The sequence below is a fragment of the Paraburkholderia sp. HC6.4b genome, assembly GCF_014200875.1.
GTDB lineage: Bacteria > Pseudomonadota > Gammaproteobacteria > Burkholderiales > Burkholderiaceae > Paraburkholderia > Paraburkholderia tuberum.
In genome coordinates, this window is sequence record NZ_JACHDC010000012.1 from 70,791 (window position 1) to 86,203 (window position 15,413).

The window sequence follows — 15,413 nt, forward strand, 5'->3', positions numbered from 1 at the left end:
ATCCGGCCGCGGCGGGCATCGCGCCCGATGGCACGATGCCCGCGTTTGCCACCGGTCAGATGTCCAGCACCAGCAGATCCCCTTTCGCGCGCGAACAGCAGGGTGTGAAATGTCCGTGCCGCTCCCGTTGCGCGGCTGTCAGCACGCAGTCGAGATGGTCGACTTCGCCGGCGATCACCCGCGTGATGCAGGTGCCGCAAACACCCTGCTCGCACGACGTCGGGATCCTGACGCCGTGTTCGGCCAGCGACGCGACGACGGACTTGTGCTCGGGAATCCGGTACACCTTGCCCGTGCTGACGAGCTGCACGTCGAACGCATGCGTCACCGAGGGCTTCTGCGCAATCGACGCGAAGCGCTCGCAGTGCAGCTGCCGCTCGGGCCAGCCGCGATTCCGTGCGGCGCACAGCACCGCATCGATGAACCCCGCGGGTCCGCATATGTACAGATGCGTGCGAGGCGACTGACTGTCGAGCACGCGCTCGATGTCGAAGCGTTGCTCCGCGCGTTCGTCGCTGAAGTGGAACCTGGCCCGGCCGGCGAACGGCGCCCGCACGAGCCGCTGCACGAACGCCGCGCGCGACTGCGAGCGTGCGCAATAGTGCAGCTCGAAATCGGCGTGGCGCCGCGCGAGCCGTTCCGCCATGCCGAGGATCGGCGTGATGCCGATCCCTCCCGCAAGCAGCAGCGAACGCGGCGCGGTCTCGTCCAGCGCGAAGTGATTGACCGGCACACCAATGTCGAGCAGATCGCCTTCGTGAACCCGCTCGTGCATGGCCGCCGATCCGCCGCGCGAATCCGCAACGCGCAGCACGGCGATCAGGTAGCGCCGCCGCTCGCGCGGATCGCCGCACAGCGAGTACTGGCGCACGAGACCGTCGCCAAGATGCACGTCGATATGCGCGCCGGCCGCGAACCGCGGCAGTTTGCGTCCCGCCGGATCCGTCAATTCGAACGCACACACACCGTCGGCCTCGACTGTTTTCTTCGCGACGCGCATGGTCAGGCGTGCGTCGCTCGCCACCGGACGCCACGTGCGCCGCAGGACGTTCCGGACGCCGGTGTAAGCGAGTACCGGAACGCACAGCGCGCCGAACAGCAGCAACAGTTGCCCGAATACACCGCCAATCGCGCCGGTGTGCCACGACAACGCCCAGAAATACAGCTTGTGCCCGACGCTGCTCCGCGAATACGGAACGAACCGCAGCACCTTGCCCGTGTATGCGTCGATGAACAACATCGTGCGTGCATTCGGATGCGGCGCCGCGCGATCGATCAGGTACATCTCTACCGGGTCACGCGATTTCTCGGGGATGTGCAGCAGCGCATCCTGCGGGTCGGGCGACAGTGCCTGTGCGGTGCGCCAGGAGCTTTCGAGCGTTTGCCGCCTTGCGCCGTTCTCGGGCACGGCCGATTTCGGCGGACTGGCGGGCTGCGGTGAACCGGTGATCGCATAGATGCCGTGCGCGTACCAGTCGAACGCCCACGGCAGCCCGGTCAGCACCGTCAGCAGCAGGATCGCGCTGGCATAGAGACCGATCGTCCGATGCAGCCGATACGTGAATGCCTGTCCACGCGCCCCGGGTCCGGTCGTGAACGCGACTCGCCAGCCGTGACGTGAGCGTGGCCACCAGAGCGCGATGCCGCCACCGATCATCAGCATGCCGAACAGGAGCGCACTCGTGCCGGTAATCACGTTGCCGTGCTTCATGAAGCGGAACTGATGAATCTGCTCGAGCGTGCCGAGCAGGCCACCGTAGCGCGAGCGTTCGCCCAACACGTCTCCAGTGCAAGGATTGAGGTAGACGAACACCTGATCGGTGAAGCGCACCATCGCGGACGGCATGCGCGGCGCATGGTGCTTGCCGGCGACCAGCCGAATGTAGTCGAGCGTCGCCGACGGCCGGGATGCGGCCGCATTCGCGGTCAATGTGTCAAGCGGTACGCGCGCCGCGCAGGTCGGCACCGTCAGCAGATCGCGATTCAGCACCGGCTCTAGGCTGGGCCGGAATGCGATGGATGCACCCGTGATCGCCATCAGGATAATCACGACCCCGACGGTCAGGCCGCACCAGCGATGGATCTGCAAGACGAGCGGACGGAATGCGGGTTTCATGGGTTGCCTAGGCGACGACTGTTGATGTCCATCATCTTTGTCGGCGAACCTGAATGAAGTCTGAATTCAGCGCAAAGTCGGGGTAAGTCCCAACTCATTGCGCGTGACTTATCGCCCCACGACCCACATGCGCGCTTCCAACCTGAAACAGACGCGAACGCTTCCTGAATTTGCGTTCAGAAAAATCGGGAAAACCCCCGCAGGGCCATGCTTCGCTTGTCACGGACATCCGCTTGCGCTAGCCTGAAATTCCCTCGCGTTCGCGCTTTTATCATGAAGATCCTTATCCTCGAAGACCAGCGCAAGCTCGGCCTGTACCTCAAGCAGGCGCTAAGCGAACGCGCGTATACGGTGACGTGGGTTGAAAGTTGCGCCGAGGCGCGCGAAGCGCTATGCGAGTCGAGCTATGACGTCATCGTGCTCGATCTCGGCTTGCCCGACGGTGATGGCCTGGAGCTGCTTCGCGAATGGCGCGCGGCCGGATTCAATGAGCCGGTGTTGATCCTCAGCGCGCGCGACGCCGTCGAGGATCGCGTCAAGGGCCTCGATGTCGGCGCCGATGACTACCTGCCTAAGCCGTTCAGCCTGGAAGAACTGCTCGCGCGCATGCGCTCGCTGCTTCGCCGCCAATCGTCCGTCAAGGAAACCGTGCTTCAGCATGCGGGCATCAAGCTTGACCTGCTGAGCCACACCGTCCATCTGAACGGCAAGCCGATCGATCTCACCAGCCGCGAATTCGCGTTACTGGAGGTCTTCCTGCAGAATCCCGGCCGCATCCTGACCCGGACGCTGATAGCGGAGAAGATCTGGGAATCCCATTACGACGTCGACACCAACCTGCTCGACGTTTACATGAGCCGGCTGCGCGGCAAGTTCGAGGCGCCGCTCGGCAAGCCGCTGTTCAAGACGGTGCGCGGCGTCGGTTACCAGCTGCTATGAAATCCATCGGCGCGCGGCTCGCCATCTGCTACGTACTCGCTTCGACTGTCACGTTCGCGTCGCTGTTTCTTGCCGGACGATACTTCATCGAACATCACGCGATCCACGCGCTGGATCTGCTCAACCAATCTGAGTTCGAACAGATTCGCGCCAGCCAGACCGCGCTCGGTACGAAGCTGTCGGAGGCGGAGTTGCGCAAGCGTGTTCAGGCGATGATGTCCGACAAGCTCGAACTGTTCTTCACCGAGATTTACGGGACGGCTGGGACGGTGGTGTTTCGCTCCCCGGGCCTTCACGGTCGCGATATCGCTCCGTCGCCTCGCCACCAGGCGTTCAATGCGAATGTTGAAGGACTGGGTGAACTGCGCGCGGGCAAGTTCGCGCTCGGACCGTACACGGTCGTGGTGGCAACGACGAAAGAACACGTACGCGTGGTAATGACCGCCTATGAACATGCTTTCTACGGATTGCTGATCGTCATGATCGCGATCAGCAGCGTGATCGGCTACGGCTTCAGCCGAATGGCGCTACGGCCGCTGCGGCTGATCCAGGACACGGCCGACCACATCCGCTCGGACAATCTGAGCGAGCGCATTCCGTTGTCAGGCGCGCGCGACGAGATTTCGGACCTGGCGCGCCTGCTCAACCAGATGTTCGACCGTCTCGAAGCGTCGTTCGACCAGATCCGGCGGTTTACAGCTGAGGCCTCCCACGAACTCAAGACGCCCCTGACGCTCGTGCGCTTGCAAGCCGAGAAACTGGTCGTCGACGGTCAGTTGACGCCAGCGCAGGAACAGGCGGTGCAAATTCAGATCAAGGAACTTGCCCACCTCCAGCGCATCATCGAGGACCTGCTGTTCCTGTCGCGTGCCGACGCACACGCGATTTCGCTCGATCTGAGGCCGCAGGACCCTGAACTGTTCCTGCAGAACTTCGCGCAGGACGCCCATGTACTCGCCGAACACCGCGAGCAGCGCTTCTTCCTGACCCATCACGGCAGCGGACAGGCCGCAATCGAGTCGAAATGGATCCGCCAGGTGCTCCTGAACCTGCTCAGCAACGCACTGGCGGCCTCGCCTCCGGGAAGCCGCGTCACCTTGCGTTCCACGCTGGTGAACCAATGCTGGCAGGTCCGCGTGGAGGACGAGGGTCCCGGCGTAGCCGCCGAACAGCGCAAGCGCATCTTCGAACGCTTCGTGCGCATCCGTCGTCCGGGCGACGAAGACAAGGGCAGCGGCCTGGGCCTCGCCATCTGCCGCAGTATCGTCGAGCTGCACGGCGGCCACATCTTCGCGGAGGCCGGGCCGGACGGCCGCGGGTTGTCGATGGTCTTCGAGATTCCCGCCGTCACGCCGTCCGACACCGCCGGCAATATCCCCTTCAACGCGCCGCTCCATTCCACCGACGCCGCCTGAGCATACAGCGGGCGCGCGTCACAGGTCGAGCTGATAACCGACGTAATAGGAGAAGCGATTAGTGTCGCTCACGTGAGTGAGGCCGCGCCCGGTGGAGAACAGGATGCGGTCGTGCTCCGTCAGCCCGTAGGTGCCGCCGAGGTTGAAGCCAATCGCGGACGGATCGTCCCTGGTCGCCGCCCCGGTGTAGAAGACCTCGCCGCCAAGCTGAAGTCGTTCGCCGAACTTGCGCAGGACGGCCCAACCGCCGGTCCAGTAACCCTTCCGTCCCGCATGGCGGTTGACGACGTATCCACCACCGCCGAACGTCGTCCAGTTACCGATCGTCTTCTGCGTCCACAGCGGTAGCAGCACGTGCGCGTGGCCGTCACCGAGGCCCAGGTGGTCGTTGCCGGACGGCAGTGTGACGCTCGGCGCGAACGCGACCTGCGGACGCCAGCCCGCCTCGTCCTCGGTGATGAAGCGGTACTTCGCGCCCAGTTCGGTATCACCGAATCCGTAATGGGTGCGATCTCCGGTTTCGTGCATGAACGCCATGCCGACCGTCGCGTTGATCTGCAGGTTCTCCACCAATCCGTAGTTGATCTCGAGGCCCGGCAGCGTGCCGCTGTGACTGCCGGCGCGCACGGTGCCCGACGCGGCGGCATCGATTTCGAAATGCCCCCGTTCGACGGGTTCCGGATCGTCGGTCACGAACGGCGGGCCGGCAAGCGCACCATGGCAAACCAGGCATGCGCCGAAGGCGAGCGCCGCCTTGACGAATCGCGCATGATGCGGGGCGCGGTACGCGGCCGACTCCGGATGACGGGTGGACATCATGAGGCCGATTCTCCTGATCGAAGGGTGGCCGGCGCTGCGTGTGAGCGCCCGGCATGAGGCACGAGCGGGATGGGTCAGGACGGTCGGGGCGGGCAGATGCGCGGCGACGCGTGGCCGGCCGGCGCGCGGGGATCAGTGGCCCGCGTCGGAGAACTGCGGCGGTCGCCATTTCAGGAGCTTGTTCTCGAGCTGCGTGAGCACGAACTCCGCACCCAGCGCGACGACGGCGAGCACGATCATCGCGGCGAACACGCCGGCCGCGTTGAACGCGCCCTGCGCGGTCGAGATCAGCAGCCCGATCCCTTGCTTCGAGCCGAGAAATTCACCGACCACGGCACCCACCAGCGCGAACCCGAAGCTCACGTGCAGGCTCGCCAGGATCCAGCTCATCGCGGCCGGCAGCACGACCGTCAGCGTCACGGCATGCTTCGAGGCGCCCAGGATGTGCGCGTTCGCGATCAGGTTGCGGTCCGCCTCGCGCACGCCCTGGAACGCGTTCGAGAACACCACGAAGAACACCATGACGAAGGCCAGTGCGACCTTGGACGCCATGCCGAGCCCCAGCGCGATGATGAACACCGAGCCGAGCACCACGCGCGGGATCGAGTTCGCGATCTTGATGTAGAGGCTGAAAACGTCGGCGAGCAGCTTGTTGCGGCCCAGTAAGATCCCGGCGAACACGCCTGCCACGCTGCCGATCAGGAAGCCGAGCCCGGTTTCCTCCAGCGTCACCAGCACTTGCACCCAGAGCGGGCCTTGCGAGGTTCCCTCGGTGAGCCACTGCCAGATCTGCACGGCGATCAGCGAAGGCGTCGAGAAGAAGAAAGGATCGATCCAGCCCACGCGCCCGGCGAGTTCCCATCCGCCCAGCGTGACGACCAGCACCGCGAGCCGCAGCACATACACCAGCGTCTGGCGCCGACGTATGCTTGCCTGGGCGCGGACTTCCACCTTCCGCAACTCGATCTCGTTCGATACGGCTCCTGCCATCGGGGTATTCATGTTTTTCCTTAGCGCGCCGCCAGGCGCTCAGATGTGGACCTCGTCGCGAAGATCGTTCCAGATCTGCCGCGACAGTTCGATAAAGCGGGGGGAATAGCGCGCTTCCGCGACATCACGCGGGCGCGGCAGGTCGATTTCGTACGACGTCTTGACGGTCGCCGGTCCGGACGTCAGCACGAATACCTTGTCCGCGAGCGCGATGGCCTCCTCAATGTCGTGCGTGACGAACACCACCGATGCGCCATTCACGCTCCACAGATGCAGCAACTCGTCCTGCATCAGCATGCGTGTCTGGACGTCGAGCGCCGAGAACGGCTCGTCCATCAGCAGAATCTCAGGTTCGTTGATGAAGGTCTGAGCCAGCGCCACGCGCTTGCGCATGCCGCCGGAGAGTTGGTGCGGATAGTGGCGTTCGAAACGAACCAGACCGACGCGGCGAATCCATTCCATCGCGCGCTCGTACGCCTGCGCCTTGTTCTCGCCGCGGTACAGCGGACCGGCCGCGATGTTATCGAGCACGCTCTTCCATGGGAACACCGCGTCGGACTGGAACACGAAACCGATGCGAGGATCGATGCCGGTGACCGGCTTGCCCCTGATCCTGACCGCGCCGGCGCTCGGCGCGGCAAGGCCAGTGATCAGACTGAGCGTAGTGGACTTGCCGCAGCCGGTCGGGCCGACGACGGCGCAGAACTCGCCCTTCGCAACGCACATGCTGAAGTTCTGCAGCGCCATGATCGCTTTACCCTCCGGGCTGACGAAGCGGCGGCTGACACGATCGAGTTCAATCGCAGGAACGTCGTTCGACGCAGCGGCGGGATACGGCATGGTTGCCTGGGAGGCTGTCATTGGATTGCCACCTTTAGGAGATTGGATTCGACGAAACGCCCGCGACGGCTCGCTGCCGGGCCGTCACGCGGGCGCGGCTACTTGACCTGCGCGGCGTTGACGAACTCGGTGGTGAAGGTCTTCGACAGGTCGATTTTGTGCCCCATCACAGTTCTATCAAACGACCCGAGCACCTTGAGCACGGTGGGCGGCCCCGATTCCGGCATGCGGCCGTCGGCGATGAACGACACCTTGCCGTTGGCCAGCGCCTTCATGTATGACGCGCGGTCCCCAGCGTAGTAGTCGGCGGGCATCTGGGCGGTAATCTCCTCCGCGCTGTGCGTATTGATGTAGCGCAGCGTCTTGACGAACGCGTTCGCGAGTTTCTGCACCGTCGCCTTGTGCGAGTGTACCCAGTCGTTCTGCATGTACAGACTGGCCGCCGGGTACAGGCCGCCGAGCCACTTCTGCGTGCTCTCGGGCGAGCGCAGATCGACCAGGACCTGTGCGTCACCGGTGTTGACGAGGCGCGAGACCGTCGGTTCGGTGGTCATGCCGCCGTCGATCTTGCCCTGCTTGAGCGCGGCGATGAATGTGTTGCCGGCACCGACGGGCAGCGACGTCATCTCCGACGTCTTCACGCCGTGCGACACGCCGAGGTATTGGGTTAGGAAGTTGGTCGACGAGCCAAGCCCGGTGACGCCAAGCGTCAAGCCGCGGAAGTCGGCGGGCGACTTTACCTTGCCGGCGAGCTTCGACGAGATCAATTCGACTTCGCCAGGCGTGTGGCTGAACTGTACGACGGACTCGATGTACTTGCCTTTCGACTGCAGGTCGATCGTGTGGTCGTAGAAGCCGACGACGCCCTGCACTGTGCCGGCGACCAGTTCGTTCTCGGCATCGACGCCCGCTGCCTCGTTGATGAGTTCGACGTCGAGGCCCTGCTCCTTGAAATAGCCGAGCCGCTCGGCGAGCTTGGCCGGCAGATAGATCTGCTTTTCCATGCCGCCGACCATCAGGGTGAGTTTCTCGGCGGTATGCGCGGCCGGAACCAGGGTGCCGAGCATCAGCGCGCCAGCGGCGATGCGCAGGACAGTGTGTTTCATGGGATGTCTCCTCCGGTTTCGATAGGTATGGCGTGCCGTTTTCCACATGGCGTTCGCGTCGCGTCCCGGATCAGGGACGGGTGGGCTCACGGAACGGTTTGAGTTATACGGGGCAACCTTAAAGTCAGGCTGAACGGAAAATGAACGCCTATTCAGGGACCGCCGGCGCCGCACGCGGCATGCGCCGGGACGGATCCGCGCGACGCCTACCTGAGCTTCGCCGACTCTTCGCGCGCCTCCTGCGCGCTCAGCGGGAAGTATGCTGAGTAACGCACCGGTTCCTGGCCGTCGCGGCTCAGGATGTAGCGCAGGAACGCTTTCACCGGCGGCGTCAGCGGACGGTTCAGGCGGATGTACATGTAGCGTGTGAGTGGATACTTGCCGCTCGCCGCATTCTCGGCATCGAGCGCATAGAACGGCTCGCCGTCCCGGCGCGCCACCGCCAGCGTCTTGAGTCCGGGGCCGCCTTCCTCGAGTCCGCCAAAGCCGATCGCGCCCGGATTCCCAGCGATCGCGCGCGCAGTGTCGTCGATCGATCCCTCGTGGACAGCGCTGTTCCACGCTCCGCCTGCCAGCACCATGACCTGCATCGACATCGCGTTCGGCGCGACGTGCGGCGGGATGTAGATCGTGATCGGACGGTCGGCCCACTCGCCGGTCAGGCCAAGCTGGCCCCACCGCGTGATACCCGGGTTCTGCCGCAGGATCGACGCCAGTTGCGCCAGCGTGACGCCGTTGAGCGGATTGTCCGGATGCACGAAGATCGCTTGGGCCGTGGTCCGTTGCGGCGTGTTGAAACCGCCGCGCGCGACGCGGATTTCGAGCGGCGCCGCGTGACGGATCTGCGTACAGGCAGCCCGCTCGTCCGGCCAGAGTTCGCGGCCCATCGGCGCCATCGCGGTGTCGTCTGCGAGCAGCGCGTGAAACCCGTTCAACGTGCCGAGGTGTTCCCATCGATCGCCCTTGCGCACGGCGGGCTGTACGTGCGTGAAGCCGTCGATCCACGTGTCCATCAGCGACTTCATCCCGTCGCTGCCGACGCTGTCGATCTCGCCGTGCAGGCCGGCCACGGGACGATAGACGGCCAGTTGGGCGTCAAGCGGCGGCAGGAAGCCGTCGAGCTTCGCGCGTTCACGCGCGGCCTGCGCGGCGGTGAGCGGCGCAAAGCGTTTCTGCGCGGCGACGATCGCCTGACCCTCGTCGCTCAGCGCAAACGCCACGAACGCCTTGACCTTGGGCGGCAGCGGCGCGCCGGGACGCCGGTTCACGGCGAGATAGGCCGCCTGCCCGTCGAGGCTCGCGACGCAAACGAACAGCGGCGACTTCATCATGTCGCCTGCGAACTGGTGCGCGTACGGCTGCAGCTCCGTCTGTAACGGCTCACGCGCGAGCGGTGCGATATCGGCGTCGCCGAACATAAGCGCGCCGAATGCGGTCGCACTGCCGGCGTGCCGCCAATGCGGCCCGCGATGGATCCCCGGCTGGCGTCGCTCGAAGGCGGCCAGCCACGCGTCGAGCAGCGGCCCCATCGCGTCGTCCCCGACGCTGCTGAGCGTTCCGCTCAGGTTCGGGAGCGATCGATAGGCCGGCAAGCCTGCAACGGTATCGGCCGCCTGCGCAATGCACGGCGGCATGAGTGCCAGACAGGCCGCAAGCAGGAGGCCGGCTCCGGTACGACGAGGGCGCGCCGCGGGCGCGCATGCATCCTGCGAGCGCAATGGCCGGGACGAGCATGACAGGGGCGGCATCGATGGCGATGCGCGCCGCAATGGAGAATCGAAAACAGGCACGGGGGTCTCCTGCCGGATGTGGAGAATGGCGCGCAGCGGCTCGGCTTCCGGTCAGGAACGCCGCCCCGCAATCGCGCCCGGAGAAGCTGCCCCGACGGTACGGCGGCACGCTGAAGCCAACCTGAATCGATGCTGAAAATTCGTTCATGCTCGGCAAGGCGTTCCATGAACGGATTTTCAGAATGTCTTCAGATTGCGTTCATCCGGCGACACTATCGTTGGACGCATGGCATGGGCGCTGCGCCGTTCGCCGCATCTCGCGCAGGCCGGCGCGATCACCGCGTTTCAACTTTCGCGCCGCCTGCCTCAAAATGGAGCGGCAGTGGAATCACGCACGCTTTGAACAAAGGAGGAGACATCTCGTGAATCGAAACCAACCCCGTTGCGGGACGAACCGGCGCATGCCGCGCCGCCGTTCGGCTCGCCTGATCATTGCCACTGCCGCGGCGTCGGTCTGGGCGGTGGGCGCCGCGGGCGCCGACACCCCATCCACGCCGATGGTCGAGTGGGTTGTGCCCGCGCTCAAGACGGTGGCGCCGCAAACCAAGGAACAAGCCGATGATGGGATGAAGGTCGGACGCGCGCTGGCCGAGCCGGAGATCCTGCAGCCGCGCCTCGACTCGGCCCTGCCCGACTACCAGCCCCGCACCGACCTCAAGCTCGCCGGCACGTTCAGGGGCGCGGCTTCCGACGTGCTGCCGTCGCTCGTCAACCGCTGGATCGAAGGCTTCAGGCAGTATTACCCGAACGTCGACATCCGCATTTCCCCACCGTACGCGGGCAGCCTCGGCGCGAAGGAGCTGGTCAAGGAGAAGCTCGACTTCGTGTTCGTCTCGCGCGAGCTCAAGCCGGACGACGTCACCGACTTCAAGGCGAAGTTCGGCTACGGCCCGCTCAGCGTACCGATTTCCGGGGGCTCGTACCGGCATTTCGGCTTCCTGGACGCGATCGGCTTCTTCGTCAACAAGGACAACCCGCTGGAAAAGCTCAGCTACGACCAGATCGACGCGCTCTACTCGCGCACGCACCTGCGCGGCGGCAAGCCGATCAAGACTTGGGGCGACCTCGGTCTCACCGGAGAATGGGCGGACAAGCCGGTGCACGTCTACGCGATCAAGCCGTGGAACGGGTTCGAGGAGTTCATCCGGCAACGCGTGCTGAGCGCCAACGGTCAACGCGGCGAGTGGCGCGACGACATCCATTACGACAAGCTCGTGTTCCCGCTCGCGAAAGACGTGGCCGACGATCGCTACGGCATCGGATTCTCGGGCATCGCCTATATCGACGCGCCCGTGAAGATGCTGCCGCTTGCCGCATCGAACAACGGTCCGTACGTCGCGCCGACGTACGAGAACGTCGCGCTGGCGACCTATCCGCTGAGCCGGCTGATCTATTTCAACACCAACAAGGCTCCCGGCAAGCCGCTCGATCCGGCCATCGCCGAGTTCCTCCGCTACGTGCTAAGCAAGCAGGGCCAGCAAGCCGTGATCGATCACGCGATGTACGTGCCGCTGCGCGCGCAGCAAGCGGATAGCTCGCGCGCGATGCTCGCCAACTGACCGCGCGCCGCTCGTCTCCCCCTCGCCAACCCGGCGCCGCGTGCCGGTCCCGCGCATTCCCGCCGGGCGGCGCCGATTCCAGGAGTGTCCACATGCACCGACCCATCCGCGCCGCCACGGCGGCGCTTTTGCTCGCCTCGGCCGTGTCTGCATACGCCGCCACGACCGCCGCGCCCTACGCGCAGCAACTCGTCGATACCACGCTGGCCGCGCATCCCGAGCTGACGATCCTCGCGCTGCACGTCACCCCACCGACGGGAAGCGACAACGTCATCATCGCGTCGAACATCGGCCGTATCGGCAAGTCCGCCGATGCCGACGACCTGGCCGTGCTCGACAGCGGCGAGCCGCGCGTCGAGGTGACGAAAACCGGCGATCTGTCGGTCGAGCTGCCGATGCGCGACGCCAACGGCAAGACGATCGGCGTTATCGGCTCGACATTCCGCTACGTGCCGGGCGTCGATCGCAACATGATCGTGCGCCGGGCCGAGCAGGTGCGCGACGAGCTGGCCGGAAGCACGCCATCGCTCGCGGCGCTGTTTCAACCCAGGCACTGACTGGCGTCGTCTGTCTGAAAATCTATTAAGGATACCTTCAGGTCGGGTTCAGCTTCATGGCCCACCATCGTGGCAAGGCGAAAGCATCGCCGATGCACGACGCGCGTCGGCCGGGCCGCCCCACCCCGATACGCAGCACGCAACGAATCGTCCCGCCGAGGGCGAACTCACCAGTACTTCTTCAATCAGGAGACGCACATGAAACAGACGCAGAGGGTTGGCGGGTTGCGCAGGTCTGCGGCGGCATCGGCCGCGGCAGTGATTGGCATCGCAGCGCTGGGCGCGCTGACGTCGCCGCCGGCATTCGCCCTGAAGTACGCGGCCGTCGAGCATCACCTCAAGGTCGACCCGTCGATACCGATCTGGCATCCGGGCGAAGTCCAGTCCGTGCCGGAGGAAGACCTGCGTCTCGTCGGCGCTGACGTAATGGATGAAATCACGCTGGGGTGGATCAAGATGTATCGCAAGGCCTATCCGCGCCTGAGCGTCACCATGGAAGCCAAGGCGTCCGGTGCCGGCGGCCCGGCTCTGACCAACGGCACGGCGGACCTGGCGCCGGTCGGGCGCGAATTGCTGCCGGCCGAGGAGCAAGCCTTCGTCGACAAGTTCGGCTACAAGCCGCTCGCCATTCGCGTCGCGACAGGCAGCGTCGGGTCGCTCGGCAAGACGGCGACGTCGGTCGTGCTGGTCGACAAGGACAATCCGATCAAAGGATTGACGATGGCCCAGCTCGACGCGATCTATTCGAAGACACGCAATCGCGGCCACGCCGACATTACCACGTGGGGCGACTTGGGGCTCGGCGGCGAATGGGCCGACCGGCCGATTCACCTCTACGGCCTGAAGCCGGTCAACGGCATCGAATACTTCCTGAAGCTGAACCTGCTGGAAGGCGGCGAATACAAGGACAACATCCAGTTCGTCAAGGGCAAGGGCTTCACGCATGCGTTCACGGTGGCCGCCGAGGACATGGCGACGCACCCGGGCGGGCTCACGTACGCACTGCTGGCCAACGTCACGCCGAACGTGAAGGTCGTGCCGCTGGCAGCCAGCGAAGGCGGACCGTTCCTCGCGCCGACACTGCAGAACGTGTACACGCACAAGTATCCGCTCTCGCGCTATGTGTACATCTTCGTCAACAGGAAGCCCGGCGAGCCGCTGCAGCCGAAGATCAAGGAATTCCTGAAACTGGTGTTGAGCCGCGACGGACAGGACGTGGTCGCGAAAGAAGGCGTCTATATCCCGTTGACCCCGGCCGTCGTCAAGGAAGAACTGGCGAAACTCGATCAGGCGGAGTGACCATGCGACGCGCGAACGCGCAACCGGCGCCAGTCGCCGTGACGGCAACCTTCGTTGCGACGGCCTCCCCATTTCAGGCTGAATTTGCGTTCAGATCGCGTTCACGCTCGTTCAAGGTGGCGAGCCTACACTCGACTCGCACCTGCTTCCATAACGCCCATCGGGCAAAGAGAGGAGAGACATGAAGACCCTGACCAAGACCCTGTTCGCCGCGACGCTCGGCCTCCTGTCGGCTTCCGCGCTGTATGCGGTTGACACCGCCGCCGCCGCGCCCGAACCGCACGCCAGGAACTGGACGCCGCCGAGCGCGAAGATCTTTGCTCAGAAACTGTCCGAGCAAATCATGCAACAGCATCCCGAATTGCTCAGCGTGACTTTGCACGGCGTTCCTCCGGGTATGCAGGATGCCTACACGATGTTCGCCGGTTCCTACCTCGAGCGCATCGGCAATGCCGACGATCCGGACGACATCGACATCTCGAAAAAGGGCATCACGATCGTCGACCCGCGCTGGCATCGTCCCAACGACACGGTCAAGAAGTTCGTGATGATGCTGCCGCTGCGCGACGCGAGCGGCCAGAACGTCGGCGAGATCGTGCTCGCGTACAAGAACGACGGCGCCAATGCGAAGGGCGAGACCGCCTTCTTCCTCGCTTCGACCGGCCTGCGTGACGCGCTGCAGAAGCAGATCCCGAGCTACGCCGCGTTGTTCGAGCCTGCGAAGTAGCCGCGCGCACGGCCCGCCGCGCGCTTGCAATGCCTCGTCCCCGGCGCGCCGGGGACGAGGCTGTATTCATCGAGCCATCCCCATTCAGGAGTCTGACCATGCGTTTGCGAATTTCCGCGATCGTATCTCTGACGACGCTCGCGGCCCTGTGCGCCACGCTGCCGCACACCGCCTACGCGACGGCGCCCCCGGTCGATGCAGCCAGCCCGGCGGGCGCACCTCTGCGACTGATCGGCAGCACGGCGCTGCCGGACTACAAAGGCGATTTCGACCACTTCGCCGCCGACGTTGACGGCGGGCGGCTGTTCCTCGCCGGCGAAGACGGCGCCACGCTCGAAGTATTCGATCTCGGCAGCGGCAAGCATCTGCGCACCGTCAAGGGTTTCGACCAGCCCCACGCGATCTTGTACCTGCCGGACCTGAACCGTCTGATCGTCACCGACAGCGGCGCCGGCATGACGCGCATCGTCGACGCAACGAGCTATCGCGTCATCGGTTCGATCCAGCTCACCCTCGGTGCGGACTCGATGCGCTACGACCCGTCGCGCCGTCACATGTACATTGTCACGGGCGGTAAAAACGCCGAGCCGAAGATGACGCAGACGATCGTCTCGGAGGTCGATCCGCGCACCGGCAGCCACGTCGGCGACGTGAAGTTCGACACCGACTTTACCGAAGCGATGGCGGCCGAGCAGCGCGGCCACCATCTCTTCGTCAACGTGACGGGCAAGAGCACGCTCGCCGTCGTCGACAAGGCGACGCGCCAGGTGATTGCGAACTGGCCGATCCATGGCGCGGAGCTGAATGCGCCGATGGCATTCGACGAGACGCATCGACGCCTGTTTGTCGGCACGCGCAAGCCGTTCAAGCTGCTTGTGCTCAATGCCGCGAACGGCAACACGATCGCGACGTTCGACGCACCCCAGCGCACGAACGAAGTGATCTTCGACGAAGTCAACCAGCGCATCTACCTGGCCGGCGACGACTATCTTGGCGTGATCCAGCAGAAGGATCCCGGCCATTACGAGGAAATCGCACGCGTGCCGACGGCCAAGGGCGCCAAGACGGCGCTTCTGGTGCCTGCGCGCCACTGCCTGTATGTCGCGGTCTCGCCTGGCGAATCAGGCGCTGGCGGAAGGCTGCTGCGCTTCGATGTGTTACCGGGCACTGGCGCGAAGACGCCTGCCGGAAAGTAAGTGCTTGCCACAGCTCGTCTAATATAAACCCCCGAGCTCCACATCCGCGAGTGAAACCAT

13 protein-coding genes are annotated in these 15,413 nt (G+C 64.8%); 7 read left to right on the forward strand and 6 right to left on the reverse strand.

Annotated features, from left to right (window positions below):
- Nucleotides 1-55: 55 nt before the first annotated feature.
- Nucleotides 56-2,116, reverse strand: coding sequence for a PepSY domain-containing protein (locus HDG34_RS39850; protein WP_184061720.1), 2,061 nt, complete (start codon nt 2,114-2,116; stop codon nt 56-58).
- Nucleotides 2,117-2,389: 273 nt separating this feature from the next.
- Between HDG34_RS39850 and HDG34_RS19205 the strand changes: the two genes are divergently transcribed.
- Both HDG34_RS19205 and HDG34_RS19210 read left to right on the forward strand, forming a co-directional pair.
- The gene (locus tag HDG34_RS19205) at nt 2,390-3,055 is read left to right on the forward strand and encodes a response regulator transcription factor (RefSeq protein WP_184061721.1); all 666 of its coding nucleotides are present in this window, start codon (nt 2,390-2,392) and stop codon (nt 3,053-3,055) included.
- Between the two features lie 215 nt (nt 3,056-3,270).
- Complete coding sequence (locus HDG34_RS19210) at nt 3,271-4,470, forward strand: ATP-binding protein (protein WP_221309189.1); 1,200 nt, start codon at nt 3,271-3,273, stop codon at nt 4,468-4,470.
- A gap of 18 nt (nt 4,471-4,488) precedes the next feature.
- Here the strand turns inward: HDG34_RS19210 and HDG34_RS19215 are convergent, their stop codons facing one another.
- From HDG34_RS19215 to HDG34_RS19235, 5 genes are all read right to left on the reverse strand, one after another.
- A complete protein-coding gene (locus HDG34_RS19215) occupies nt 4,489-5,289 on the reverse strand; it encodes a hypothetical protein (RefSeq protein WP_184061723.1) in 801 nt (266 codons plus the stop codon).
- Between the two features lie 132 nt (nt 5,290-5,421).
- Nucleotides 5,422-6,291 (reverse strand): ABC transporter permease, encoded by an 870-nt coding sequence (locus tag HDG34_RS19220; protein ID WP_184055245.1) that lies wholly within the window; start codon nt 6,289-6,291, stop codon nt 5,422-5,424.
- Between the two features lie 27 nt (nt 6,292-6,318).
- A complete protein-coding gene (locus tag HDG34_RS19225; RefSeq protein WP_409259439.1) occupies nt 6,319-7,140 on the reverse strand; it encodes an ABC transporter ATP-binding protein in 822 nt (273 codons plus the stop codon).
- Between the two features lie 77 nt (nt 7,141-7,217).
- Nucleotides 7,218-8,225, reverse strand: a complete 1,008-nt coding sequence (locus HDG34_RS19230; RefSeq protein ID WP_184061724.1) for an ABC transporter substrate-binding protein — start codon at nt 8,223-8,225, stop codon at nt 7,218-7,220.
- Nucleotides 8,226-8,431: 206 nt separating this feature from the next.
- Nucleotides 8,432-9,859, reverse strand: a complete 1,428-nt coding sequence (locus HDG34_RS19235) for a substrate-binding domain-containing protein (protein ID WP_184061725.1) — start codon at nt 9,857-9,859, stop codon at nt 8,432-8,434.
- 518 nt (nt 9,860-10,377) lie between these two features.
- Between HDG34_RS19235 and HDG34_RS19240 the strand changes: the two genes are divergently transcribed.
- The 5 genes from HDG34_RS19240 (at nt 10,378) to HDG34_RS19260 (ending at nt 15,353) form a co-directional block, all read left to right on the forward strand.
- A complete protein-coding gene (locus HDG34_RS19240; protein WP_311734791.1) occupies nt 10,378-11,574 on the forward strand; it encodes a substrate-binding domain-containing protein in 1,197 nt (398 codons plus the stop codon).
- Nucleotides 11,575-11,666: 92 nt separating this feature from the next.
- Nucleotides 11,667-12,131: a hypothetical protein gene (locus tag HDG34_RS19245; protein ID WP_184061726.1), complete on the forward strand. Its 465-nt coding sequence runs from the start codon at nt 11,667-11,669 to the stop codon at nt 12,129-12,131.
- 198 nt (nt 12,132-12,329) lie between these two features.
- Entirely contained in the window at nt 12,330-13,430 is a 1,101-nt protein-coding gene (locus HDG34_RS19250; RefSeq protein ID WP_184061727.1) for a PstS family phosphate ABC transporter substrate-binding protein, read from the forward strand.
- Nucleotides 13,431-13,611: 181 nt separating this feature from the next.
- Entirely contained in the window at nt 13,612-14,157 is a 546-nt protein-coding gene (locus HDG34_RS19255) for a hypothetical protein (protein ID WP_184061728.1), read from the forward strand.
- Between the two features lie 98 nt (nt 14,158-14,255).
- Nucleotides 14,256-15,353 carry a YncE family protein gene (locus HDG34_RS19260; protein WP_184061729.1) on the forward strand — a complete coding sequence of 366 codons (1,098 nt, stop codon included), beginning with the start codon at nt 14,256-14,258 and terminating at the stop codon, nt 15,351-15,353.
- The last annotated feature ends 60 nt before the right edge of the window (nt 15,354-15,413 follow it).